The sequence below is a fragment of the Chloracidobacterium sp. genome (assembly GCA_016715795.1).
Classification (GTDB): Bacteria; Acidobacteriota; Blastocatellia; order Pyrinomonadales; family Pyrinomonadaceae; genus OLB17.
Genome location: JADJXP010000002.1, coordinates 774,637 through 797,815, shown reverse-complemented (window position 1 = coordinate 797,815; position 23,179 = coordinate 774,637). Strand labels below are relative to the sequence as shown.

Here is a 23,179-nt window from a genome sequence, read left to right as displayed (position 1 = left end):
ACTTCGCTTCGAATAACATCGTTAAGGCCGCAAACGGTCACGGTACATAAGCCTTCGGCATAGGCGTGTCGGTCGCTGCACCGAACTGGACGCCGGTGTAGCCTTGCGTCGAGCGGAGCATGTGCCAGATGCCGCCGCGATAGACGGCTCGGTCGTATTTGTTGTCCGCGTCGTAGTCGCCCGGGACAGGGATGTCGCCCGTTGTGCCAAACGGCTGGAACTCGACCTGGCCGTCAGAACTGCGTCGCACGATCCACAGCCCGTCACGGAACACGGCGATGTCGTCCTTGTTGTCGCCGTCGTAGTCTGCGGGTACGGGTATGTCAGCCGGGAGGCCGAAGTTCGTTGTCGTGCTGCTCCCGTCGTTGTTGCGGACAACCCAATCGCCGCTTGACGGGCGGAAATAGACGAGATTGGCCTTCCCGTCGCCGTCCGTGTCCATCGCATACGGCTTGTCGCCGTTCTGGCCGTGCGTGATAAAAGTGAATCCGCCATTCGCACCGCTCGAATTCACTATGTACCAGGTGCCGTCCGATGGCCGCCATGCCATGACGTCTGTCTTCTTGTCGCCATCATAATCGCCTGAGACGAAGATGTCTCCGGTGTTGCCCCAGACAGGGAACTTGGCCGTATTCGTCGAACTCTCCAGATAAATGAGATCGACGCCATCGGCCGTCGTAAACCTTGACACGCCAAAATCCGTTCTATTATCAGCATCAAAGTCACCTGCGATGGCAACATCGCCCGTATTGCCAAACTGTATCCCAAAGAAGCTGCCGTTGCCCGAATACTGCGTATAGAACGCACTCAGATTCGGTGCAAACGCCGTCGGACGCCAAACCGTCGTATCCGTCTTATTGTCACCATCATAGTCACCCCGCGTATACAAAGGCGTCGGCGACACACTCGGACTTGGGCTCGGAGAAGGACTCGGCGTCGGTGTCGGCGTTGGTGTCGGTGTCGGTGTCGGCGTCGGCGTTGGTGTCGGTGTCGGCGTTGGTGTCGGGCCGGCTCCGGGAACCATTGCGTATGCACGGGTCTCGCCATTATGGACACCGGTACCGACAATGACGTTATTTTCGCTGATACCCAGGGCGGATGACGACGTGTTAGTGGACAGGTCCCAGCCCGAGCCCGGCGGGATCAGGTCCTGCAAACGATACGACGACGTTCCGTCGAATAGGAACGGTATCGCGAATGCCGACGAGGCAGTACCAACCGCCCATCCGGCAGAGTTCACGGCACGCGCCGAACCTTGTGTTGTACCGGCAGGTAATGGGATCGCGGCAATACCAATGCCCGGCGTCCAGATATACGGCAGCCCCGATCCCTGATTCATCATCGACGCTCCGACGACGTGGCCCGCGTTGCTTACACCAAAGGCAAGCGCCCCATTGGCTCCTGGCAACGCTCCGACCTCAAAAGCGTTGGCCGTCCCGATGTCATAGACGATGCCTACGTTACGGGCTGCATTCTGCGGGTCTATACCCTGGCCGACAATGCGCCGCGAGTTATTTACACCGAAGGCCGTTACAAAGAAACTGCCTTCCGTAGTAGTTTGCGTAATGATCTCCGGAGCACCATTACTGTAATAGACCGCTTGCTGCAAGCTTCCGCCATCTACGGAGCCGACAACGACGCCAAAATTATTCACGTCGTTCGCATCGCCGAGTGTTTCGCCCGGCGGGAGGGTCAGTTGCGCGACGCTGCCGTTGGTCCACTGCAGCGGCAGTCTGCCTGAGCCGAACGCCGTTGTCGCGCCGGTCCCGACAACGATACCGTTGTCATTAGCCGAGTTCGATACGGCGAAGGAGCGGCCCGCGAGATTCGGCAACGCCACCAGGCCGCCGCCCTCCGTCCAGCTAAAGGCCTGTGTCCCGGCGTTACTCGGCCTGAACGATCGTCCGACGGCAACGCCGCCACTCGAAACTCCAAAGCCCTGCGACGCGGTATCACCGGCCTGCGCGATACCGATGTCGAATATCTGATACTGCGGTGGTGTCGGTGTAGCTGTCGGCGTCGGCGTCGGCGAACCGACGGCGATAACGGCCGACGCAGTGTATATCTGATCACCGTCGCTCGAACCATTGTCGTCCGCCTGATTGCCGGCTGCCCAAAATGATATCGGGCCCATGTCCGTCGACGGTGCCGTCCAACTGAATGCCCATTCGGCACCTCCGATCTGGCCACCGTACGACCCTTCGAGCGTGTGCTCCGCATACGAGCGGCCATTCTCGGTCAGTATCTGGGTGGTCGGCCCGAGACTGGTGAATGTGCCCGCAGGAGTCTGTCCTGAAAGCGACGTGACCTGAAAGCCCCAACGCAAGCGCGTTGCATCGGTAGTCGCGTGGTGAACCTGAACGAGGTAAGTCTGTCCTGGCACATACGACGTGGGAGCGGTTATCGAAAATTGCCCCGTATTGCTCGGTCCAGAGTGACAAGCCGCGCAAGTCGTTTCGTCTGGAGCACCGGTAAATCCCGCGGGCGGCCCCGTGGAGTAACCCCGGGCACGCTCGATCATTCGGGCATCGTTACTGACGATAGCAAAGACAGCGAAGGCGACACAAAAAGCAACACAAAATAGCTTAATTCGACGCATCAGGCAGAAAAAACCTCCAACATATAATGACGCAAGGATTTTATCACGATTGCAGCAGGGCCTAAAAATGCACGCTCCGGGGCCGATTCTATGTCCGGTTCAACTCGAAGAGGGGAAAATTCTTGTCGCTACGAATATTAAAAGGAGTATAATCACCCTGTCAAAAATGCCTGAAACGCACGAAGTTACGCTCCTTCTACATGAATTGAGTGACGGGTCCGGAGAGGCGCCTGAGAAACTGCTACCGCTCGTCTATGACGAGTTGCGTCGCCTTGCCCAAGGTTATTTGAACAATGAGCGGGCCGGGCATACACTGCAGGCCACCGCCCTCGTCCACGAGGCCTACATCCGCCTTGTGGACTGGAAGAACGTGTCGTGGCAGAATCGAGCACATTTCTTTGCCGTCGCTGCCCGCCTGATGAGGAAGATACTTGTAGACCACGCTCGCGCTCGAAAGGCAGAAAAACGTGGTGGGGCTTGGCAGCGGCTGGCGCTGGACGAGGCCGTGAGCTATCCGACGGGGCGTGACCTCGACCTGGTCGACCTTGACGATGCACTCAGTGCTCTTGAAGAGTTAGATCGTCTTCAAGGGAATATTGTTGAGCTTCGCTTTTTTGGAGGGCTGACTATCGAGGAAACGGCTCATGCACTCAGCATCTCTCCCGCAACGGTAAAACGCGAATGGACGGTCGCAAAGGCCTGGCTTTACCGTGAGATATCACGAAGTAATGGCTGACGGTGACTGGGAAAAAGCCAAGGAGATATTCCTAGCCGCCCTCGACGAGCCAGAGGCGGAAAGGACACAGTTTATTTCTGCCCGGTGCGGACCAGATCCGACCCTGATCGACGAAGTTCAATCTCTGCTTGCTTCACACGAAAGTGCGGGCGATTTTATTGAATTGTCGGCATTTTCAGTTTCGTCCATTGTAGGCGATTCATCATCGATCATCGGTAAGGAGTTCGGACCATATAAGGTACTTGACGAGATCGGCCATGGTGGGATGGGGGCAGTTTTTCTTGCCGAACGGTTCGACGGTGAATTTCGTCATCAGGTCGCCATCAAGATCGTTCGGCCCGGCCTCGATACGGCGAATGTCCGCCGGCGATTCCTACACGAGCGTCAGATCCTTGCCGATCTTCAGCACCCGTATATCGCTCGTCTGCTAGATGGGGGAACAACGTTAGATGGGCTTCCCTACCTAGTGATGGAATATGTCGATGGTATTCCGATCACAGAATTTGTAAAGCGCCTAAATCTTCACGAACGCCTAGGATTGTTTCAAAAAGTATGCGAAGCCGTCGCCTTCGCTCATCGCAGGCTCGTAGTACACCGCGATCTTAAGCCCTCGAACATATTTGTCACCCCCGACGGACGGCCGAAGTTGCTCGACTTTGGTATCGCCAAGATCCTCGAAAACGATGGGACTCAGGCCCAGACAATGACTAGCCTCAGCGCATTCACGCCTGATTATGCCAGCCCGGAACAAATTCGTGGCGGAGCGATAACGACGGCTTCAGACATCTACAGTCTCGGCGTGGTGCTCTACGAAATATTGGTGGGTAGATCGCCCTACGAGTTTGGTACACGCAGCCCCGAGGAGATGATCAGAGTCATCTGCGAGGACGCTCCAACCTCGCCGCAAAAGCAGCTATTTGGGAACACTGCAAACGAAAGTCTTGTTAGTGCCGGTGAACTCGCGGGCGACGTCGAGAACATTGTGCTAGTAGCCCTTCGCAAGGAGCCTGAAAGACGCTACGCATCAGTAGAGCAGTTCTCTGATGACATACGTCGACATCTTGCGGGGCTGCCGGTGATTGCCCGTGAGGATTCGGTGACATATCGGACGGCGAAGTTCATCAGCCGACACCGGATCGGGGTCGCAATGGCAACATTACTCGTTCTGATCCTGATCGGCGGTATCGTCACGACAGCTTGGCAGGCAAGGGCCGCGAGGCAGCAGCGCGATGCCGCCGAGGCCGAGCGGGCAAAGGCCGAGAAAATAAACCAATTCCTACAAGAGATGCTTTCGTACTCAAATCAGAGTTGGAACTCCGTAGCCGGCGGCCAAGGCCGCGATGTGACCATTAATCAAATGCTCGATAATATCGTACCTAGGATCGATACTGAGCTTGCAGATCAGCCCGATGTGCGGGCGAAGATCTATCGCACGATCGCCAACGCCTATAACTCACAGGGCCGTTATCCTCTAGGCGAGAAATACCTGCGAACAGCGCTGGCGATCCAGACCGAGCTCTATGGAGAGGCACATCGCGAGACGCTTATCACGACGGATGAGCTTGGCGAGTCCCTTTTCCAGCTTGGGAAGCTGGAGGATGCAACGCAGCTTTACGAGAGGCTTATCTCCATGCTGCGTCGAGATGAGGATCGTGGACAGCGCGGTGGAGAGGTGTACCTACTCGCCGCAGCCCTCCACGGTTTGGGTTCTACACTCGCGATGAGGGGCGAAACCGATCAGGCGATCCGCATCCTTCGGGAGGCATCCACCACGATCGCCGGACTCGACATGGCGGCGAACGAACGCGGGCTGGCGGCCGAGATAAAGCTAAATCTGGGCGCCGCGATCCTCGCCCAAGGTGATCTGGTCGAAAGCGAACTCTTGCTTCGCGAGTCTCTCAGTGGCTTTCGCTCCCTTCCGGGTAATTCGCGATGGGAAACTGGGGTTGCCCTTACCAAGCTCGGAGAATGCCTTGTTCGACAACGGAACTACGCCGAGGCGGCCGGGCTTCTCCGTGAGGGAGAGGTTATCTACAAAAATACGATCGGTGAAGCCAATAATTACCTAACGCGAAATCTTAACTATCAGGCCCAGGCCGCATTGGAACAGGCGGCATATGCGGAAGCCGAAAAGTTGAGCCGAACCGCGATCGAGATTAATGATCGTTCGCAATCACCGGCGGACTTGGTTCGGGCACGAACTCTGCTGACGCTTGGACTTACCCTCTGTAAAACGAATCGGGCTATCGCGGGGTATCGCTTCGTGAGCCAGAGCCTAGAGCTATACAAAAAGGCAAACAGCGTTGGCCCCGATGTGGAAATCGCAATGCGAGGGTGTAAGAACTAAAAAGGGACGGGCGACTGACACCCGTCCCTTTCATCATTTCAGGCCGTCCTAGTCGATCGGTGGCAATGTCGCCCCCGGCGGGACGATCCACAGGACGAACGTGGTCTTAAGCCGTGGACTTCCCTTAACGATCTGTATACGCCTTGGGTCAAAGCCGCGGTTCTTCACCAGGTAATCCAGAGCACGCTTCGACAGGCGATCGTACGTATTCACGGTCGAGCTGCGACGGTCGGTGCCCGGGTAGATGATGATGTAGAGCTGCGAATCCGGCGTGTTCTGGGCCTGGATCACACAGTTGTCGAGCCGTGCCTTGTCCTCATCCGCCGACTTGGACTCAAATTCGTCACAGCGGTACGGCTTTGGAACCTCGGGCTCGCGTTGCGGTATGACATCCGTCGGCACCGAGATGACCTGACGGCATGCGTTGTCATACACGTCGTCGTTGACATCAAGTTCGGCATTGATCGACTTGCCGCCCAGACCGGTAGAATCGACGGTGATCGACGTGGAGCCCAAGCCGCTCGTGATCCGCCCGTTTGAAACGCGCCATGCGTAACGGAGCGGAATTGGTGCAGTTCCTGAGTTGATGGCGGCAAAGGTCACCAGGTCACCTTCCGTAATACGATCAGGCCCTTCGAGATGAAACCGGTAAGGACACGGCTTGGTGATGGTCTCGCGGATCATCTTGAGGCAGATACAGTGCTTGCGGTCACGCAGAACCTCGATCTCGTCCCGCCAAACCTTACCGTCCTCGCCCGTGACCTCAACGGTATGGATACCAGGGCTTAGGTAGAACTCGGCACCGTGGCCAACGCCGCTCATTCCTATATACTGCCCGTCAACCTTGATCGGATATGCCTTGTCGGCGGTCTTGACACTCAGCGTCCCTGTATTCTTGGGGCGTTTTGAATCCTTGTCGCCGCCACTCGCAAAAGCCGTTGTCAGCCCGAGTGTGAGGACCAGACCAACCATAAAAAGAAAGTTATATCTCTTGAATCGCATTTTTCTTTTCCTCTGGACGATGGCCGCGCCGCCAATCGGCGGCGCGTCACACATCATATATCTATTCTGTGTCTTTTTCACCTTTCTTCTCGCCCTTCTTGCCAAATCTGCGGCGGGCCGCTAGGCCAATGGATGCCAAGCCCGTGCCAAAGAGCAGGATCGTCATTGGCTCAGGTACTGGCTCCGGCGGCGTCGGCGAGACCTGAGGCGTCGGCGTCATCTGTGGCGTCGGAGTTGTCCCCGGCGTCGGTGTAACACCTGGTGTCGGCGTTACTCCAGGCGTCGGCGTCTGGAACGGCACAGTCGCGGTTGGCGTCGGCGTATCTTTTTTGCGTTTGATCAGGATGAACGCAATCGGAATCGCGGCGAGTCCCAAGAGCGCCCATTTAGGGAATCCGCGCTTTTTGACCACTTCCTCTTCGCAATCGCAGACCTCATCCTGGACGATATCTGTTCTCGTCTCGGTAATGACGCGGCCATCCTGTTGCTTTTTCTTGTCGTCGTCATCGTCGCCCGTTAGATACGAATACTGGCCTTCAACCGAAAGCCGCGTAAACATTGTCGTCTCGGCCTTGCCCGGACGGGCATTGACGAGTTGGATGACGTCGCCGAATTGCACCGGCCCGGCCGCGACCTTACTAAAGCCCGCCAAGATCGAAATGACGCAAACTATCGAGAGTAACCCTCTTACATTTATGTTTCTCATGTCTGTAACCTGACTAAACGGTATACACGGCGAAAACCTGATCGGCTTCCACAGTTCGGTTGGCACTCACTGTCGATTTGATTTTTGGGGGCAGTGCGAAAAATATAGCAAAAAACTAGTTCAAATGCACCTACTTTTTGATAAATTTCCGCCCTTTCCAGCCAAAAACACGCAAATTCCACTAATTCAGACAGAAAATATGCCTAATGCGGACAAACTTCCACAGTTTTTCAAAGAATTTCCGGCTTTTCTTCAGGTCGAGAAAGAAGAAGCCGGCTACCACAAAATAGTAGTAACCGGCCGTCTATTCCCGAAATTCGGGGCTAAGTTTACTCTGCGTCGCCGCTGGCCTTGGCCTTTTCCTCGGCGAGGATCGCCTTACGAGAGAGTTTGACCTTGTTTCCTTCCTTGCCGATACACTTAACGAGGATCTGCTGGCCTTCCTTGAGTTCGTCACGAACATCCTTAACGCGGCGGTCAGATATCTCTGAGATGTGCAGCAGCCCGTCGAGGCCCGGAATGATCTCAACGAACGCTCCGAAATCGACGATCCTCGAAACCGTCCCGAGATAGGTCTCGCCAACCTCAGCCTCGGCCGTGATCGCCTTGATCCGAGCGATAGCCTGTTCTGCGGCCGCGCCGTCGTTCGTCGCGATCATGACCGTGCCGTCGTCCTCGACATCGATCTTGGCACCGGTTTCCTCCACGAGTGCCCGAATGACCGAGCCGCCCTTGCCGATAACGTCGCGGATCTTGTCGGGATGGATCTTGATCGTTATGATTCGCGGAGCGTATTGCGACAGGTCCTCACGCGGCTCGGCGATGGCCTTTGCCATGACGTCGAGGATGTGCAGGCGGCCTTTCCTGGCCTGCTCCAGAGCTTCCTGCAGGATCATTGCGTTGATGCCGCTGATCTTGATATCCATCTGCAGCGCGGTGATACCATCGGCGGTTCCAGTGACCTTAAAGTCCATATCGCCGTAATGATCTTCGGCTCCTGCGATGTCCGAAAGGATCGCGTACCGGTTGCCCTCCATCACCAAACCCATAGCGACGCCAGCGACTGGTTTCTTGATCGGCACGCCCGCGTCCATCAGGCTCAGGATGCCGCCGCAGACCGACGCCATCGACGACGAGCCGTTCGACTCAGTAATGTCCGAAACGATGCGGAGCGTGTATGGAAATTCCTCGTCGCTCGGCAGAACCGCAGCGATCGCCCGCCGGGCGAGATTTCCATGGCCCGTCTCCCGGCGTGATGTTGAGCCAAACCGGCCCGTCTCGCCAACCGAGTACGGCGGGAAATTATAGTGGAGCATGAAGCGCCGGTCGATCGTGCCTTTCTCCAGGTCGTCCATGAACTGGCCGTCCACTTTCGTCCCCAGCGTCGTCGTGACCATCGCCTGGGTCTCACCTCTGGTGAAAAGGGCCGAACCGTGTACACGCGGCAGCCAGCCGACCTCACATGAGATCGGGCGAATTTCCGAGAACTTACGGCCGTCCGGACGACGCTTGTTCCCAAGCATGTCCTCACGAAAGATCTTCTCTTTTAAGTGACCAAAGGCCTTTCCGGCCATTGCCCGTGTTTCGGGCTCGTCCTCGGGAAAGCTCTCGACGACCTCTTTCTTCAGTGCGTCGATGCCTGCGTAAACCTCAATCTTCTCACGGCCCGTCGAATCGAGCGCTTTGCGCAGTTTATCGACGAACTTCTTCTCGACCTCGGCGAGCACCTTCTCATCGATCGGTGCCGGCGTGTACTCTCGCTTTGTGATGTTCAGTGCTTTGCCAAGCTCTTTCTGCCACAGGCACAGTCGCTTGATCTCGCGGTGTGCAAGCATCAGGGCCTCGACCATGATCTTTTCCTCGACCTCATTGGCCTCGCACTCGACCATGCAGATGGCCTCTTCGGTGCCCGCGACGATCAGGTTGAGGTTCGATTCACGCCGCTCGTCGTAGGTCGGATTAATCAGATATTTTCCGTCTATCAACCCGATACGCACGCCCGCTATTGGGTTGTGAAACGGAATGTCCGAGAGGTAAAGAGCGCACGACGCACCTGTGATCGCGATAACATCGGGATCGTTGTCTGTGTCCGCTGAGATGACCGACGCCACGATCTGCGTTTCAAAGCGATAACCGTCGGCGAAAAGCGGCCTAACGGGGCGATCGATCATCCGGCAGGTCAGCACCTCTTTTTCGTTCGGGCGTCCCTCGCGGCGAAAGTAGTTCCCGGGAATGCGCCCGGCCGAAAATGAATTCTCACGGTATTCAACCGTCAGCGGGAAAAAATCCATGCCCTCACGCGCCGTGCGGGCCGACACGGCGGCGACCAGCACCATCGTGTCTCCGTATCTAATTACGACCGAACCATCGGCCTGTTTTGCGACCTTACCGGTCTCGACGATCAGGTCCTGATTTCCGACCTTGATCGACTCATTCAAATATTTTCTTGCCATTTTGTTCCTTAAAAACAACGACGAAAGAGCTATGACGTGAAGCCCTTTCGTCGTTACAATCGTTAGATTCGACTAGATCCAAACTTGTCCCGGCTAGTTTTCGCTGTCACGTTCAGCAGCTCGGGGCAATTTCTTCGAAAGGATCTCTATATGGTTCGGCTCGAAGAAGCCGTAACTCTTATCGGCGTATGCCGAGTTTCTTGATCAGCTCGTGATACTGTTCGATATCACGATGCTTTAGATAATCAAGCAATTTTCTACGTCGCGAGACCAACTGAAGCAAGCCTCGACGCGAATTGTTGTCTTTCTTATGGATCTTGAAGTGCTCGGTCAGCGCGTTGATCCGCTGCGTGAGCAGTGCGATCTGAACTTGTGACGAACCCGTATCGCTGGCGTGGATCCGATTATCGGTAACTATTTTCTCTTTCGTTTCTTTCAATGTTGACATCTTTGTCTTGCCTTGATGGCCTCTCCTTTTGGCTCGCAGTCCCTCCGCGTCCTAAGCGCGGAAACCGCGAAAATTTGTGAATAACTACTAACTAATAGTGAATAGTGTCCTGCTTTATTGTCTAACATTTACACGGATCGGGCAACTCGCTTTTCACTGTTCTCTTTCCCGGTTCAGGTGGTGTCTCAATTCCGTCCTGACAAATCCAACACTTCGATCTATTTCTATCGGAATGTCGGCAAATCTCGACCTGGCTGCTCCGGGATTTTAGGTGGAAATGAACGCCTATTGTAATTTTACGTAAGGTTGGCAGGTGTATCGGATTTATGATGGATGCAAGTGACATCGCGGTGTGGGAAGGCATTGAGGTTGAGCGGAGCGGATCTGAGGCGAAAAAACGTCAGAATGAGGATTTGGAGCTATCAGATTCGATCGTTCAGCGTTACCTCGATCCGCCCGCGGATTCTCCTTTTCCGTTAGAGTATGCGTATAACCTCCTAGGCAATGCTTCCGGGCAGAGAGTGCTGGATTACGGGTGTGGAGCGGGCGAGAACAGCGTACTTATCGCTGCGCACGGCGGAACGCCCGTCGGAGTGGATATTTCGCCCGAGCTCATACAACTTGCCGAGCGTCGGATGGCCCTGCATGGATACACTGACTTCGAATTTAAGGTCGGCTCAGCCCACGAGTTGCCACTAGAGGATGAGTCAATTGATGTGGTCTTGGGAATTGCAATCCTACACCATCTCGACCTTGACCTTTCATCGAAGGAAGTTTTCAGGGTGCTAGCAAAAGGTGGCAGAGCGATCTTTTTCGAGCCTGTGAGAAACTCCAAGTTCATTAGATTTGTCCGCAATCTGATCCCTTACCAGTCACCCGATGTCTCGCCCTACGAAAGGCCGTTAACAGACCGAGAATTGAAGGACTTTGCAGCCCCATTTGAAAGTTTCGAGGCAAAGGCCTTTTCGTTGCCCTTCGTAAACCTTATCGAAGCCCTTGGCTTTTCCGACACGGCGCTCAAACTTGCCATTCAAGTTGACGGCACAATTCTAAACGCCATTCCGTTTCTGAATTACTACGGATCAATACGTGTGATCGAAATGAGAAAGAGCGGTTGAAGAAACCTCTTGCAATATAGATCAATGGGTGCATAATGAACGAAGTCAGAACTTTTCTGAGTCAAGATACTACGACTTCAAATGGGATTTGGTACATCCAACACTCGACGGAAGGTTTTGGGGCACGGGGTTCGGGACCAATGGTGACATTCCAATACAGTCTACCTACGTCCGTTAAAGCTCGCCAGCCTGTTCACTGTTAGCTGACATCGTACTTAAACTCTTCCATAAACTTGGTCGAGAAGTTTCCTTTCTGGAAATTCTCGTCAGCCATGATCGCCTTATGAAGCGGAAGAGTCGTCTTGATCCCTTCGATCACCATAACGTCCAGCGCCCGCTGCATCCGGGCTATCGCCAATTCACGCGTCCGGGCGAGGACGATCAGTTTTGCGATCATCGAATCGTAATACGGCGGCACTACATAGCCCGGATAGACGGCCGTATCGACACGGACGCCAGGCCCACCTGGAAAGTTGAACGCGGTGATGCGTCCGGGACTCGGCGTGAATTTCACCGGATCCTCGGCATTGATGCGGCATTCTATCGCATGGCCGACGATCTGGACCTCATCCTGAGAATAACCAATGTTTTCACCCGTCGCGATCCGCACCTGATTCCTCACGATATCCGCGAGGGTCACCATTTCGGTTACGGGATGCTCTACCTGGATCCGCGTATTCATCTCCATGAAGTAGAAGCTGTCGTCCTCATCCAGCAAGAACTCGAACGTGCCCGCACTTGCATAGCCGATCTCCTGACAGGCTTTGACGGCGACAGCACCCATCTGTTCGCGAATCTCTGGTGAGATCGCGGGTGACGGAGCCTCCTCCAGCAGTTTCTGATGACGACGCTGGATAGTGCATTCACGTTCGCCAAGGTGGATAGTATTGCCGTGTTCGTCAGCCAGCACCTGGATCTCGATGTGCCGGGGCCGCTCGACGTAACGTTCGATATAGACCGATCCGTTCTTAAAAGCGGCAAGCGCCTCAGCCTGGGCTGTCTCGAGTTGCCCGACAAGTTCGCTTTCCTGCCGGACGATACGCATACCCCGCCCACCGCCGCCTGCAGCGGCCTTGATGATCAGCGGAAAGCCGATCGCAAGCGCCAGTTTCTTGGCCTCCTCAGCCGATTCGATCGGGTCCGGGCTGCCGGGAAGGATCGGAACACCCGCGGCCGTCATCGTCCGCCGGGCCTCGACCTTGTCGCCCATCATGGCAATAACGTCGGCACTAGGGCCGATAAACTTAATATTGCAATCGCCGCATATGGTCGCAAAAGTCGCTGATTCTGCAAGAAACCCATAGCCGGGATGCACGGCGTCGGCGTTTGTGATCTCGGCGGCGGAAATTATCGCCGGAATGTTCAGATAGCTCTCGGCCGACGGTGCGGGACCGATACAAACCGCCTCGTCGGCGTATCGCACATGCAGGGCTTCGCGGTCGGCCTCTGAATGAACGGCGACGGTCTTAATGCCCATCTCCTTGCACGTCCAGATGATCCGACAGGCGATCTCGCCCCGGTTAGCTACGAGAATTTTGCGTATATCACGCATAAAAAAGTCAGCAGTAAGCAGTCAACGGTTAGCAGTCGGAGAAGAACTGCTCACCGCTATCTGCTTACTGCTCACAAACCTATTTCTTAACGCCAAACAATGCCTGGCCGAATTCGACAGGCTGGCCGTTCTCGACGTAGATCTTGACGATCTCGCCTGAAACCTCGGCCTGAATCTCGTTCATCAATTTCATCGCCTCAACGATGCAAACGGTTGTCTCTGGGCCGACGTTGCTGCCCTCGCTAACGTACGGATCCTTATCAGGCCCTGAGGCCCGATAGAATGTGCCGACGATCGGCGATATGATCTTGTGCAAGCCTACGTCCGCGTCCGCGTCCGCCGCCGTTTCAGTTTCAGGCTGAGCGATCGGGCCCGTAACTGGAGCAGCGACGGGTAGTGACGGGGCCGCCGGGGCCTGAGCGACAGCAGTGCTTGTCATCTTGCTCAACCTTACCCTGATATTCTCATTCTCAAACTCAAAGTCCGTGAAGCCGTGCTCGTTGACCAAAGCCGCGAGGGCCTGAAGCTCGTCCATGTCAAATGACGCATCGCCCGCGTTCCTTTTATCGCCCTTTCTATCCACGTCGCTCGCTCTTGCTGAAGCCGAATCAGTCATATCTGGCCTCCGTGACCGGGATTACCCATTCGCCGCCATTTCCTGCGGATTATCGACCAACTCTATCACAGCCATCTCGGCATTGTCGCCCTGACGGCGTCCCACCCGAATGATCCTGGTGTAACCGCCATTGCGATCCTTATAGCGAGCACCGAGTTCATCGAAGAGACGCTGGACGGCTTTCACTCCGGCGGTACGCTCGATCGGCTCTTTGGCCTCGCCCTTCTTACCACGAAAGCGGCTCGCCGCGAGTTTGAACGTTGAGTTACCTGCATGGAAGAACTTCGCCGCCTGACGCCTGAGGTGGACTTCGCGTACGCCGGCGTCGTCGCCTTCCAGCGTCTGTGCCTTGCGCGCGAGTGTTATCACTTTCTCGATGAAAGGGCGCAGTTCCTTTGCCTTCTGCACGGTAGTAACCAGATGCTCATTCTCGGCGTTTATCAATGAGGTCGCCAGATTGCGCAGCATCGATATACGGTGTTCGGTGGTCCTTCCTAGTTTGCGATGTGCCTTTTTGTGTCTCATTTCTCTAGTCCAGGTCGCGTCCGCCCGAGCCCGGGATCGGGTTTCCCTGTTCGTCAAAGTCCATACCAAAATCAAGGCCCATGCCATGGAGCATATCCTTGATCTCGGTCAATGACTTTTTGCCAAAATTCTTGGTGCCCAGCATGTCCTTTTCACTACGACGGATAAGGTCACGTATGGATCGGATATCTGCGTTCTTCAGGCAGTTGTACGAGCGAACCGAAAGCTCAAGCTCATCGACCGATTTGTCCAGCAGATCGTTGCGCATCAAAGGCGGCCGAGCTATGTCCTCGTACTTGTATTCCTCTTCCTCCTCCTCAAAGTTGATAAAGATGGACATGTGGTCTTTGATCAACTTCGCCGCCAGCCCGATCGAATCTTCGGGCCTGACCGAGCCGTCAGTCCAGACCTCGATCGTGAGGCGGTCGTATTCGGTGTTCGAGCCCTGACGTGTCTTATCGACGCTGAAGTTGACCTTCTTGATCGGGGTGTGGACCGAATCGATCGGAATATATCCGACCGAGAGATCTTCGTCGTTATTAAACTCCGCCGAAACATAGCCGCGTCCCCGCTTTAGCCGCATCTCAAGATTTAGGCTGCCGCTCTGGCTGATAGTCGCGATGTGTACATCGGGATCGAGGACCTCAACGTCGCTGTCCGTCTCGATGTCGCCGCTCATGACGGCGCCGGCACCCTTCTTGCTTATCGACAGTGACTTCGGGCCGGTGCCGTGCAAGATAAAGGGCACCTGCTTGAGGTTGAGAATCACGTCGGTCGCGTCCTCAACCACGCCCTTGATCGATGAAAACTCATGCTCTACGCCGTCGATCTTAACGGCTGTTACCGCCGCCCCTTCGATCGAGGAAAGTAATGCCCGTCGGATCGAATTGCCTATAGTGGTCCCAAAGCCACGCTCGAATGGTGCGGCGTGAAACTTTCCATAGCGGTTGGTCAGTGTCTCGCTATCGACGTTGAGTCGGCTCGGCATCTGAAAATCTGTCCAATGATTGCTCTGCGTCATAATTTGTTCTTTTTTGTCCAAAAGGTTGGCTTTGTCCCCGAACGGCCAAAGAGAAGAACGACTCTTCAGGCCCGGCTACTTCGGCCAACCCGCTACTTGTTACTTACTGTAAAGCTCAACGATCAGCTGCTCATTGATATTTGCGTCGATGTCCTCGCGCTTCGGCAGGCCCGAAACAGTTACTGCCAATTCCTTGCTTGGAGCACTTAGCCATGCAGGACGCCCGCGGCCAATAGCCGTCGACCATGCACCTTCTATGTGCGGGTTTTTCTGGCTGCGAGGTTTGACCGCGACCACATCACCGGCTTTTACCTGGAAGGAAGGGATGTTGACCTTGCGATCATTGACCGTCACATGGCCGTGATTGACCAGCTGACGGGCTTGACGGCGTGAGGTCGAAAAACCGGAACGGTACACAACGTTATCCAACCGTCTTTCGAGCATGAAAAGCAGGTTTTCACCCGTAACGCCTTTCTGGCGGCGAGCCTTCTCAAAATACGTCCTGAATTGCTTTTCGAGAATAAAGTAAATGCGTTTTACCTTCTGCTTTTCGCGAAGCTGCTCACCATAGCCTTGGAGCATCTTGCGGCGGGCAGCACCATGCTGGCCCGGCGGATTGGTTCCGCGTTTTTCAATAGCACACGACGGCTTGTAACACCGGTCACCCTTGAGGAATAACTTTGCACCTTCGCGGCGGCACAGCCTGCACACCGCATCTCTGTATCTAGCCATAATCTATTTTCTGCCTCCGCCTCTTCGGGCGGAAAAGTTTACAGGCCCGTATGCCCTTCTTCCTTTCGATAAAACGGTCTGAGGTCAAACTTTAGTATGACATCAGAACCAAGATCAAACTCTTCGCCTTTTCGGCGGCCTGCAGCCGTTATGCGGGATCGGCGTCGTATCGCGTATTGACGTCACGCGGATGCCGACCTGGCTTACAGCCCTGATCGCCGACTCGCGTCCGCCACCGGGTCCTTTGACGCGGACCTCAACCTCACGCATTCCCGCATCAAGCGCTTTACGAGCGACTTCCGTCGCAGCCTGTTGGGCCGCAAAGGGAGTTCCCTTTCGGCTGCCGCGGAACCCGCGCGCACCGGACGAACACTGTGCGACCAGGTTGCCCTCGGCGTCTGTGATCGAGATAAGCGTATTATTGAACGAGGCCGATATGTGAACGATCCCGACCGGAATGTTCTTCTTCTCGCGCTTCTTAAAGGTCTTCTTCTTAGTAGCTGCTGCTTTAGCCATATCTCAGTGATTACTTCTTGCCCGGAGCTTTCTTCTTGGCAACGGCTGCCTTGCGCGGCCCCTTGCGTGTACGAGCGTTGGTATGCGTCCTTTGTCCGCGAACCGGCAGGCTCCGACGATGTCGGAGGCCACGATAGCAGCCGATGTCCATCAGCCGCTTGATGTCCATCTGGACACGCTTGCGAAGGTCGCCCTCGATCTCGCCTTCGGTGTCGAGCAAAGCACGGATCTTATTGAGATCGTCTTCGCTGATGTCCTTGATCTTTGTGTGGATATCGACGCCGACCTTGCCAAGGATGTCGGTAGCGCGCGATTTGCCTATACCGTAGATATAGGTCATTCCGATCTGTGCCCGTTTGTTGGGCGGTAGGTCAACTCCTGCTATACGAGCCATAATTCGCTATCCCTGTCGTTGTTTGTGCTTGGGGTTATCACAGATGACGCGCACGACGCCCCTGCGGTGGATCACCTTGCACTTGTCACACATTTTCTTTACCGAAGGCCTTACTTTCATTGTTCGCCTCTCATTTATAGCGGTACGTTATCCGCCCGCGCTTCAGGTCGTAGGGAGAAAGCTCGACAAGTACCTTGTCGCCCGGCAGGATGCGAATAAAATGCTTCCGCATCTTTCCCGAGACATGAGCGAGGACCTCGTGATTGTTATCATCGACGGCAACCTTGAACATCGCGTTAGGCAGTGTTTCCAGCACGGTCGCCATGACCTCGATCGCCTCTTCCTTAGACATCTCGACTAAGCCAACCTGCTGAATGGTTGGACAAACTATTAATACTAGCGTTCTGCTGTCAAGTTTTCAAGTTACGCAGCCGCAATTTCAACCGTCCGTGCCGCACGCCACCGTTTCTGCTCTTTTGTCAGCGTCAATACCTCGGGTCCGTCCGCGGTGACTGCCAGCGTATGCTCGGCGTGGGCCGACGGTTTGCCGTCAAGGGTAACAACGGTCCATTTGTCGCTCAGTGTTCTCGTCTCGTGCGTGCCCAAGTTTAGCATCGGCTCGATCGCGAAGCAGTATCCGGCCCGTATCTTCTCTTTTGTCCCTGCACGCCCGTAATTCGGTATCTGCGGCGATTCATGCATATGCCTCCCGATACCGTGACCTGTGTAATCGCGAACGATTCCGTAGCCGTATTTCTCAGCATGCTGCTGAACCGCCCAACCGATATCGCCAACGCGATTGCCGATCCGCGAGGCATCAATACCAAATTCAAGACATTCTTCCGTCACCCGAATTAGCTGCTTCAGGTCTTCGGCGATCTCGCCTACCGGCACCGTCATCGCCGTATCACCGACAAACCCATGATACGTGGCCGCCATGTCGAGCGAAATGATGTCGCCCTCCGCGAGCGGCTCAGGCTTCGAAAATCCATGCACGATCTCATTATTGACCGACGAGCATATCGCGAACGGAAATCCATGGTAGCCGATAAATGTCGGTATTGCCCCCGCATCTCGGATCATACGGTCAGCCGCGTTGTTCAACTCCATCGTCGTAATACCAGGCTCGACCATGCCACGGAGTACTTCTCGCACCTCGGCGATGAGTTCGCCCACGGCACGCATCTTATCAAGGTCTTTTGCGGATTTGGCGATGATCACTGGTATTACCGTCGGACAAGTTTCTCGAGTTGTCCGTATATATCTTCAATGTCGCCCGTGCCGTCGACCTTCTCTAGCCGGCCGGAGCGGTCGTAGTAGTCGATCAATGGCCGAGTGTTCGCCGCATAAGTGTCCAGACGAATGTTCACGCTCTCTTCGTTATCGTCCGCTCGGTGATCAAGCTTGCTCTCCGGATGATCATCGCAAACGCCCTCTATCTTTGGTGGGCGGGAGTAAATATTGTAGATCTCACCACAAACCGGGCAGCTTCGCCGACCCGTTAGACGTCGGAGCAATTCATTCTTCGGCACATCGATCTCGATCGCCTGAATGTCCTTCCCTTGCTCGTTCGCGAGTTCCTCAAGCTGTTCGGCCTGAACGGCGGTCCGCGGATAGCCGTCAAGCACGTAAGTGCTCCGCGTGTCGGATTGCGACGTACGCTCACGGACAATCTTATATGTGATGTCGTCCGATATCAGTTTGCCGGAAGCCATGATCGCCTGGACCTCGCGCGCCAACGGCGTATCCGCCCTCTTCATCTCGCGAAACATATCGCCCGTCGAGATCTGCGGAATGCCAAGCCGCTCCTCTAGCAGCCTCGCCTGCGTGCCCTTACCTGCCCCGGGTGCTCCTATTAGAACGATGATCTTGTCCATAAAAACAATCACGAATTACGAATTACCACTTCCGGTGTTCGTAATTCGTAATTTGTAATTCGTAATTCGCTAGGCTCGGCGTCCTCGCAAGCGCGAGCCGGAGCCGAGAAAACCCTCGTAATTCCGCATAACGAGCTGGGCTTCGATCTGGGCCACGGTATCCATCGCCACACCGACCAGGATCAGCAAGCTAGTGCCGCCAAAAAAGAACTGATATCCAAGACCCGTCGGTATCCAATTTAATCCCGGAGTCCCGCCCATGAAAGTGTCGAGCGACGTGCCAATGAACGGCAGCCGTGCGACCTTAAAACCGCTCAACAGCAACTGAGGCACAAACGCGACAAATGCGAGATACAGGGCGCCAACCGTCGTCAATCGCGTCAGGATTTGGTTCAGATAATCTGCGGTCGGGGCGCCGGGGCGAATACCGGCAATGAATCCGCCGTGCTTACGCAGATTGTCAGCCACTTCATCGGTATTGAAGATGATCGTGATGTAAAAGAACGTGAAGATCACGATCAGTGACAGAAACACCAATTCGTAATACGGATCGCCGCCGTGGAATTGCTGAAAGAATGCGAACACCTTTGACCATGTCGAATTTGGCTCGTTCGGGTCGGGCGGAAAGGCCGAGAACAGCGTCTGCGGCATCGCCAGCACCGACGATGCAAAGATGACCGGGATGACGCCGCCCATGTTGATCTTGAGCGGCAAGCTCGTTTCCTGGCCGCGAAATGTCTGGTTGCCAACACGCCGACTCGCATAGCTGATAGCAATATGCCGACGGGCAGACTCAACATAAACGATCAATGCGATCAACGCGACCAGAACGACGACGAGAAAGATCACGCCAAGCGATTGAACAGGGTCACCCGCCCCTACGCGACTCATCACCTGCGTCACGCCGTTCGGCAGGCCGATAACGATACCGGCAAAAATGAGCAACGAGATCCCGTTACCGACGCCGCGCTCCGTGATCTGTTCACCAAGCCACATGACAAAAACAGTTCCCGTCGTAAGGGTGATCACGACCATGGCCGTCGCCCACCACGTCTCTGCGATGATGTTGTTGCGCGATAGCCAGGTCGCAACAAAGAACGTCTGGACAGAACAAAGTACAACAGTCGAATACCGCGTCCACTGGTTCATCTTCTGCCGCCCAACCTCACCCTCTTCCTGGATCTTCTTCATCGCAGGCGAAAGCACTGGCAAAAGCTGCATGATGATCGACGCAGTAATGTAGGGCGTCACGCCGAGAGCAAAAACGGAGATCGTTCGAAAATTACCGCCCGAAAACAAGTCGAGAACGCCGAGCAGTGTGCCCGCGACCTCGCCCCAAACGCGTTCGAGTTGAGCGCTGTTAATGCCCGGTGCCGTAACGTGAGCACCAAAACGATAGACCGCCAACATCCCGAGCGTGAAGAGGATACGCTTCCTCAGCTCAGGGATCTTGAACATGTTCTGGACGGCGCTAAAAAACTTCTCCATATTCGTGTCGGCTAGTAACTACCAATAACTATTCTGCCGGAACGGTCTTTGCGATAACCGTCGCGGAACCGCCGGCCTTTTCGATCTTCTCTTTCGCGGCTTTGGTAAAGCGATGGGCCGAGACGTTCAATTTCTTGGTCAGTTCACCGTTGCCGAGAATGACGAGATCGTGCTTGGCCTTCTTGATCAGTCCCCGCTGGTGCAGGATCTCTGGTGTAACGTCGTCACCGGCATTGAAGTTGGCATCGATCTTGGCGAGTGCGATCTCGATCCACTGTTTCTTAAAGATATTGGTGAATCCGCGCTTCGGAAGGCGACGCTGGAGCGGCATCTGGCCCCCCTCAAAGCCGGGGCGACTCGAATAACCCGAACGCGATTTCTGCCCCTTGTGTCCTTTGCCTGACGTTTTGCCAAGCCCCGAACCAGGGCCGCGCCCGAGACGCTTTTTCTTGTGCGTCGAGCCCGGGGCCGGATGAAGATTGTTCAACGATAAAGCCATCTTTCCCTCTTATTCAACGATCCGCAGCAAATGCGGCACTTTTGCGACGACGCCACGGCTTGCCGGTGAATCCGGCCGCGTTACCGTCTGGTTGAGCTTCGTGATGCCGAGGCTCTTAACGATATCTTTCTGTTTTTGGGCATAACCGATCATCGACCTGTAATACTGGATCTTGATGGTTGCGCCGCTGCTCTCTTTCTTTGCCATCTCTTTAAGTTACAGAGTTTCCAGAGTTACAGGCAGTTGCAGAGTTTATTCCGTAACCCCGCAACTTCTGCAACTTCAAACTAATTCTTCCACCTGCTTTCCGCGCAGTCTTGCAACCTCGAGCGGGTCTTTCATCCGCATCAGGCCGTTGAACGTCGCACGGATCACGTTATGGGCGTTGTTCGAACCCAGGATCTTTGTGCGAACATTGTGAACGCCGAGGCTCTGAAGCACGGCACGCACGGCACCGCCAGCGATAACGCCCGTTCCCTCAGCCGCCGGCTTGAGCAACACGCGGCCCGCTCCGTATTCGCCGATCAGTTCGTGCGGCAGGGTGCCTTCGATCAATGGAACGCGAATGAGATTGTTCTTGGCGGCCTCGACCGCCTTCTTGATCGCGTTCGGCACTTCCTTGGCCTTACCTGTCCCAAAACCTACGTGTCCCGCCTCGTCACCTACAACTACGAGTGCCGCGAACGACATGTTCTTTCCGCCTTTGACGACCTTGGTCACGCGGTTGATCGAGATCAACTGGTCCTTCAATATCAGGCCGTTTGGTGAGATTCTCTGCTTATTCATTATTCCTCGCTGCCATCGGCCGATGCCGGCTCAGCCTTTGCCTCGTGCTTGTTCAATCCCGCCTCACGCGTGGCATCAAGCAATGCCTTTACACGGCCGTGATAAACGTAGCCGCCGCGATCGAAAACCACGCTCGAAACGCCAGCCTTCTGGGCCCTCTCGGCAATTGCTTTACCGACTGCTTTTGCCGCGTCGATATTGCCGCCAGTCTTGAGGCCTAGCGATTTCTCGATCGTCGAAGCGGTCGCAAGCGTCTTGCCGCTGCCGTCGTCAATCACCTGTGCGTAAATGTGATTCAGGCTCCTGAACACCGCTAGGCGTGGACGATCCGCCGTCCCGCGTACTTTCTTGCGAATGCGGCTGTGAACGCCTTGGCGAATATCTGCTCTACTCTTCTGTCCCATAACTCTGTTACCTATTTGCCGGTCTTGCCCGGCTTGAGCCGATAGTATTTGTCGGCGTAGCGCACACCCTTGCCTTTGTAAGCATCCGGCTTGCGTAGGCGGTTCAATTCCGCCGCGACCTGGCCGAGCTTCTGCTTGTCGATGCCGCTCAGCGTGATCGTCGTCTGATACTGGTTGATCGACGTTTTCGTATTCACACGCTCGGCTTTAGCATCAATGCCCTCTGGCAAGACGTATTCGATCGGATGCGAATAGCCGAGAGCAAACACGATCTTCTTGCCCTGCACGTCTGCCTTGTAACCAACGCCGACGATATCGAGGTCCTTCGAAAAGCCCTCGGTCACGCCGACAACGGCATTGTTCGCGAGTGCCCGGGCGAGCCCGTGAAACGCCGCGTGCTCATTGCCCGCACGCTCGGCCACAAGGCTGCCGTCCTCCTGCTTAAAGGTCACGCCCGCCGGGATCGGCGTCGTCAGCGTGCCCTTTGGGCCTTTGACTTCCATCGCCGAATCATTGATCGTCACGGTCACGCCGGACGGTATGCTGATCGGTTTCTTTCCTACTCGTGACATAACTCTAAACCTTTAATAGACCTCTGCGAGAATCTCACCGCCGACGTGTTCGGCACGTGCGCGCTTGCCGCTCATCAGGCCCTTTGACGTCGAAACGATATTCACACCATATCCTCCGAGCACTTTTGGTATCTCACCCGAGCCGACATAAACGCGGCGGCCCGGACGCGACACGCGCGACAGGTGAGTGATCGACGATTGGCCCCTGGCATCGTAGCGAAGCGAAACTCGGATCATGTACTTTGGCCCTTCGCCCTTGGTCGAAAAATTATTGATGTAGCCTTCTTCCTTGAGGATTCTGGCAACCTCCATCTTTAGCTTTGAGCCCGGGATATCTACACGAGTATGCTTTGCAGCTATCGCGTTTCGTATCCGTGTGAGCATATCGGCTATTGGGTCTGTCATTCTCTTATAACTCCGTAAATTATTATGGCGGTTCGGCCTGTTACTCGTTGGGCCGCCTACCGTAATCAAAACCTACCAACTCGACTTAACAACGCCCGGGATCTGCCCCTCAAGAGCGAGATCGCGAAGCGCGATGCGCGAAACACCAAACTTACGCAGATATCCGCGTGTACGGCCCGACTGCGAGCAGCGATTGCGAACCCTTGAGGGGCTGGCATCACGCGGCATCTTTTGCAGGCGGATCACTGCCGCATCGACCTCTTCAGGTGTCGACCGCGGGTTATTGATGATCTTCTTGGCCGCCGCACGCCGTTCGGCATAGAGCTTGACCTTTTCTTTGCGTCGATTGTTGTTTACAACTTTGCTGATCTTTGCCATAAAAA

Annotated in this window: 27 protein-coding genes; 3 read left to right on the top strand and 24 right to left on the bottom strand. The window is 55.2% G+C overall.

The genetic code is table 11. The annotated features are described in order from the left end of the window. Positions 1–37: 37 nt before the first annotated feature. Positions 38–2,599: a hypothetical protein gene (locus tag IPM59_08565; GenBank protein MBK9215641.1), complete on the bottom strand. Its 2,562-nt coding sequence runs from the start codon at positions 2,597–2,599 to the stop codon at positions 38–40. 166 nt (positions 2,600–2,765) lie between these two features. On the opposite strand from IPM59_08565, the gene IPM59_08560 reads away from it, so the two are divergent. Both IPM59_08560 and IPM59_08555 read left to right on the top strand, forming a co-directional pair. Then, positions 2,766–3,335 (top strand): sigma-70 family RNA polymerase sigma factor, encoded by a 570-nt coding sequence (locus IPM59_08560; protein MBK9215640.1) that lies wholly within the window; start codon positions 2,766–2,768, stop codon positions 3,333–3,335. Then, positions 3,328–5,682 (top strand): serine/threonine protein kinase, encoded by a 2,355-nt coding sequence (locus IPM59_08555; GenBank protein MBK9215639.1) that lies wholly within the window; start codon positions 3,328–3,330, stop codon positions 5,680–5,682. The genes IPM59_08560 and IPM59_08555 overlap by 8 nt, the downstream gene beginning before the upstream one ends. Positions 5,683–5,730: 48 nt before the next feature. On the opposite strand, the gene IPM59_08550 is transcribed toward IPM59_08555, so the two are convergent. From IPM59_08550 to rpsO, 4 genes are all read right to left on the bottom strand, one after another. Continuing rightward, positions 5,731–6,684 (bottom strand): hypothetical protein, encoded by a 954-nt coding sequence (locus IPM59_08550; GenBank protein MBK9215638.1) that lies wholly within the window; start codon positions 6,682–6,684, stop codon positions 5,731–5,733. Between the two features lie 61 nt (positions 6,685–6,745). Continuing rightward, positions 6,746–7,390 carry a PEP-CTERM sorting domain-containing protein gene (locus tag IPM59_08545; GenBank protein ID MBK9215637.1) on the bottom strand — a complete coding sequence of 215 codons (645 nt, stop codon included), beginning with the start codon at positions 7,388–7,390 and terminating at the stop codon, positions 6,746–6,748. Positions 7,391–7,719: 329 nt separating this feature from the next. Further along, positions 7,720–9,828: a polyribonucleotide nucleotidyltransferase gene (gene pnp / locus IPM59_08540; GenBank protein ID MBK9215636.1), complete on the bottom strand. Its 2,109-nt coding sequence runs from the start codon at positions 9,826–9,828 to the stop codon at positions 7,720–7,722. Between the two features lie 193 nt (positions 9,829–10,021). Then, positions 10,022–10,291, bottom strand: a complete 270-nt coding sequence (gene rpsO, locus IPM59_08535; GenBank protein ID MBK9215635.1) for a 30S ribosomal protein S15 — start codon at positions 10,289–10,291, stop codon at positions 10,022–10,024. Positions 10,292–10,617: 326 nt separating this feature from the next. On the opposite strand from rpsO, the gene IPM59_08530 reads away from it, so the two are divergent. Further along, positions 10,618–11,409 (top strand): class I SAM-dependent methyltransferase, encoded by a 792-nt coding sequence (locus IPM59_08530; GenBank protein MBK9215634.1) that lies wholly within the window; start codon positions 10,618–10,620, stop codon positions 11,407–11,409. A gap of 199 nt (positions 11,410–11,608) precedes the next feature. Here IPM59_08530 and accC read toward each other — a convergent pair whose 3' ends face one another. From accC to rpsN, 19 genes are all read right to left on the bottom strand, one after another. Continuing rightward, positions 11,609–12,961: an acetyl-CoA carboxylase biotin carboxylase subunit gene (accC, locus tag IPM59_08525; GenBank protein ID MBK9215633.1), complete on the bottom strand. Its 1,353-nt coding sequence runs from the start codon at positions 12,959–12,961 to the stop codon at positions 11,609–11,611. 79 nt (positions 12,962–13,040) lie between these two features. Next, on the bottom strand, positions 13,041–13,496 hold the full coding sequence (accB, locus tag IPM59_08520) for an acetyl-CoA carboxylase biotin carboxyl carrier protein (GenBank protein MBK9215632.1): 456 nt from the start codon (positions 13,494–13,496) through the stop codon (positions 13,041–13,043). Positions 13,497–13,598: 102 nt separating this feature from the next. After that, on the bottom strand, positions 13,599–14,102 hold the full coding sequence (gene rplQ, locus IPM59_08515) for a 50S ribosomal protein L17 (GenBank protein ID MBK9215631.1): 504 nt from the start codon (positions 14,100–14,102) through the stop codon (positions 13,599–13,601). A 4-nt stretch (positions 14,103–14,106) separates the two neighbouring features. Continuing rightward, positions 14,107–15,123 carry a DNA-directed RNA polymerase subunit alpha gene (locus tag IPM59_08510; protein MBK9215630.1) on the bottom strand — a complete coding sequence of 339 codons (1,017 nt, stop codon included), beginning with the start codon at positions 15,121–15,123 and terminating at the stop codon, positions 14,107–14,109. Between the two features lie 99 nt (positions 15,124–15,222). Next, positions 15,223–15,855 (bottom strand): 30S ribosomal protein S4, encoded by a 633-nt coding sequence (gene rpsD / locus IPM59_08505; GenBank protein MBK9215629.1) that lies wholly within the window; start codon positions 15,853–15,855, stop codon positions 15,223–15,225. 114 nt (positions 15,856–15,969) lie between these two features. Next, positions 15,970–16,371: a 30S ribosomal protein S11 gene (gene rpsK / locus IPM59_08500; protein ID MBK9215628.1), complete on the bottom strand. Its 402-nt coding sequence runs from the start codon at positions 16,369–16,371 to the stop codon at positions 15,970–15,972. 10 nt (positions 16,372–16,381) lie between these two features. Next, positions 16,382–16,765, bottom strand: coding sequence for a 30S ribosomal protein S13 (gene rpsM, locus IPM59_08495; GenBank protein MBK9215627.1), 384 nt, complete (start codon positions 16,763–16,765; stop codon positions 16,382–16,384). Between the two features lie 6 nt (positions 16,766–16,771). After that, positions 16,772–16,885, bottom strand: coding sequence for a 50S ribosomal protein L36 (rpmJ, locus tag IPM59_08490; protein ID MBK9215626.1), 114 nt, complete (start codon positions 16,883–16,885; stop codon positions 16,772–16,774). 10 nt (positions 16,886–16,895) lie between these two features. Next, positions 16,896–17,117: a translation initiation factor IF-1 gene (infA, locus tag IPM59_08485; protein MBK9215625.1), complete on the bottom strand. Its 222-nt coding sequence runs from the start codon at positions 17,115–17,117 to the stop codon at positions 16,896–16,898. A 71-nt stretch (positions 17,118–17,188) separates the two neighbouring features. Further along, a complete protein-coding gene (gene map, locus IPM59_08480) occupies positions 17,189–17,986 on the bottom strand; it encodes a type I methionyl aminopeptidase (GenBank protein MBK9215624.1) in 798 nt (265 codons plus the stop codon). Positions 17,987–17,991: 5 nt separating this feature from the next. Beyond that, positions 17,992–18,642 carry an adenylate kinase gene (locus tag IPM59_08475; protein ID MBK9215623.1) on the bottom strand — a complete coding sequence of 217 codons (651 nt, stop codon included), beginning with the start codon at positions 18,640–18,642 and terminating at the stop codon, positions 17,992–17,994. A 69-nt stretch (positions 18,643–18,711) separates the two neighbouring features. Next, the gene (gene secY, locus IPM59_08470; protein MBK9215622.1) at positions 18,712–20,130 is read right to left on the bottom strand and encodes a preprotein translocase subunit SecY; all 1,419 of its coding nucleotides are present in this window, start codon (positions 20,128–20,130) and stop codon (positions 18,712–18,714) included. 28 nt (positions 20,131–20,158) lie between these two features. After that, positions 20,159–20,629, bottom strand: coding sequence for a 50S ribosomal protein L15 (rplO, locus tag IPM59_08465; GenBank protein ID MBK9215621.1), 471 nt, complete (start codon positions 20,627–20,629; stop codon positions 20,159–20,161). A gap of 9 nt (positions 20,630–20,638) precedes the next feature. After that, the gene (gene rpmD, locus IPM59_08460) at positions 20,639–20,836 is read right to left on the bottom strand and encodes a 50S ribosomal protein L30 (GenBank protein MBK9215620.1); all 198 of its coding nucleotides are present in this window, start codon (positions 20,834–20,836) and stop codon (positions 20,639–20,641) included. Between the two features lie 75 nt (positions 20,837–20,911). Further along, positions 20,912–21,415, bottom strand: a complete 504-nt coding sequence (rpsE, locus tag IPM59_08455) for a 30S ribosomal protein S5 (protein MBK9215619.1) — start codon at positions 21,413–21,415, stop codon at positions 20,912–20,914. After that, on the bottom strand, positions 21,415–21,819 hold the full coding sequence (rplR, locus tag IPM59_08450) for a 50S ribosomal protein L18 (protein MBK9215618.1): 405 nt from the start codon (positions 21,817–21,819) through the stop codon (positions 21,415–21,417). Before rplR ends, rpsE begins: the two co-directional genes overlap by 1 nt. 11 nt (positions 21,820–21,830) lie before the next feature. Next, a complete protein-coding gene (gene rplF / locus IPM59_08445) occupies positions 21,831–22,391 on the bottom strand; it encodes a 50S ribosomal protein L6 (protein ID MBK9215617.1) in 561 nt (186 codons plus the stop codon). A 12-nt stretch (positions 22,392–22,403) separates the two neighbouring features. Continuing rightward, positions 22,404–22,796, bottom strand: coding sequence for a 30S ribosomal protein S8 (rpsH, locus tag IPM59_08440; GenBank protein ID MBK9215616.1), 393 nt, complete (start codon positions 22,794–22,796; stop codon positions 22,404–22,406). A 72-nt stretch (positions 22,797–22,868) separates the two neighbouring features. Beyond that, positions 22,869–23,174: a 30S ribosomal protein S14 gene (gene rpsN, locus IPM59_08435; protein MBK9215615.1), complete on the bottom strand. Its 306-nt coding sequence runs from the start codon at positions 23,172–23,174 to the stop codon at positions 22,869–22,871. Positions 23,175–23,179 lie beyond the last annotated feature (5 nt).

Excerpts from the sequence above, each read along its gene's own strand:
- IPM59_08565 (MBK9215641.1), bottom strand. The coding sequence starts at position 2,599 with ATGCGTCGAATTAAGCTATTTTGTGTTGCTTTTTGTGTCGCCTTCGCT.
- IPM59_08560 (MBK9215640.1), top strand. The coding sequence starts at position 2,766 with ATGCCTGAAACGCACGAAGTTACGCTCCTTCTACATGAATTGAGTGAC.
- IPM59_08555 (MBK9215639.1), top strand. The coding sequence starts at position 3,328 with ATGGCTGACGGTGACTGGGAAAAAGCCAAGGAGATATTCCTAGCCGCC.
- IPM59_08550 (MBK9215638.1), bottom strand. The coding sequence starts at position 6,684 with ATGCGATTCAAGAGATATAACTTTCTTTTTATGGTTGGTCTGGTCCTC.
- IPM59_08545 (MBK9215637.1), bottom strand. The coding sequence starts at position 7,390 with ATGAGAAACATAAATGTAAGAGGGTTACTCTCGATAGTTTGCGTCATT.
- rpsO (MBK9215635.1), bottom strand. The coding sequence starts at position 10,291 with ATGTCAACATTGAAAGAAACGAAAGAGAAAATAGTTACCGATAATCGG.
- IPM59_08530 (MBK9215634.1), top strand. The coding sequence starts at position 10,618 with ATGATGGATGCAAGTGACATCGCGGTGTGGGAAGGCATTGAGGTTGAG.
- accC (MBK9215633.1), bottom strand. The coding sequence starts at position 12,961 with ATGCGTGATATACGCAAAATTCTCGTAGCTAACCGGGGCGAGATCGCC.
- accB (MBK9215632.1), bottom strand. The coding sequence starts at position 13,496 with ATGGACGAGCTTCAGGCCCTCGCGGCTTTGGTCAACGAGCACGGCTTC.
- rplQ (MBK9215631.1), bottom strand. The coding sequence starts at position 14,102 with ATGAGACACAAAAAGGCACATCGCAAACTAGGAAGGACCACCGAACAC.
- IPM59_08510 (MBK9215630.1), bottom strand. The coding sequence starts at position 15,123 with ATGACGCAGAGCAATCATTGGACAGATTTTCAGATGCCGAGCCGACTC.
- rpsD (MBK9215629.1), bottom strand. The coding sequence starts at position 15,855 with ATGGCTAGATACAGAGATGCGGTGTGCAGGCTGTGCCGCCGCGAAGGT.
- rpsK (MBK9215628.1), bottom strand. The coding sequence starts at position 16,371 with ATGGCTAAAGCAGCAGCTACTAAGAAGAAGACCTTTAAGAAGCGCGAG.
- rpsM (MBK9215627.1), bottom strand. The coding sequence starts at position 16,765 with ATGGCTCGTATAGCAGGAGTTGACCTACCGCCCAACAAACGGGCACAG.
- rpmJ (MBK9215626.1), bottom strand. The coding sequence starts at position 16,885 with ATGAAAGTAAGGCCTTCGGTAAAGAAAATGTGTGACAAGTGCAAGGTG.
- infA (MBK9215625.1), bottom strand. The coding sequence starts at position 17,117 with ATGTCTAAGGAAGAGGCGATCGAGGTCATGGCGACCGTGCTGGAAACA.
- IPM59_08475 (MBK9215623.1), bottom strand. The coding sequence starts at position 18,642 with ATGGACAAGATCATCGTTCTAATAGGAGCACCCGGGGCAGGTAAGGGC.
- secY (MBK9215622.1), bottom strand. The coding sequence starts at position 20,130 with ATGGAGAAGTTTTTTAGCGCCGTCCAGAACATGTTCAAGATCCCTGAG.
- rplO (MBK9215621.1), bottom strand. The coding sequence starts at position 20,629 with ATGGCTTTATCGTTGAACAATCTTCATCCGGCCCCGGGCTCGACGCAC.
- rpmD (MBK9215620.1), bottom strand. The coding sequence starts at position 20,836 with ATGGCAAAGAAAGAGAGCAGCGGCGCAACCATCAAGATCCAGTATTAC.
- rpsE (MBK9215619.1), bottom strand. The coding sequence starts at position 21,415 with ATGAATAAGCAGAGAATCTCACCAAACGGCCTGATATTGAAGGACCAG.
- rplR (MBK9215618.1), bottom strand. The coding sequence starts at position 21,819 with ATGGGACAGAAGAGTAGAGCAGATATTCGCCAAGGCGTTCACAGCCGC.
- rplF (MBK9215617.1), bottom strand. The coding sequence starts at position 22,391 with ATGTCACGAGTAGGAAAGAAACCGATCAGCATACCGTCCGGCGTGACC.
- rpsH (MBK9215616.1), bottom strand. The coding sequence starts at position 22,796 with ATGACAGACCCAATAGCCGATATGCTCACACGGATACGAAACGCGATA.
- rpsN (MBK9215615.1), bottom strand. The coding sequence starts at position 23,174 with ATGGCAAAGATCAGCAAAGTTGTAAACAACAATCGACGCAAAGAAAAG.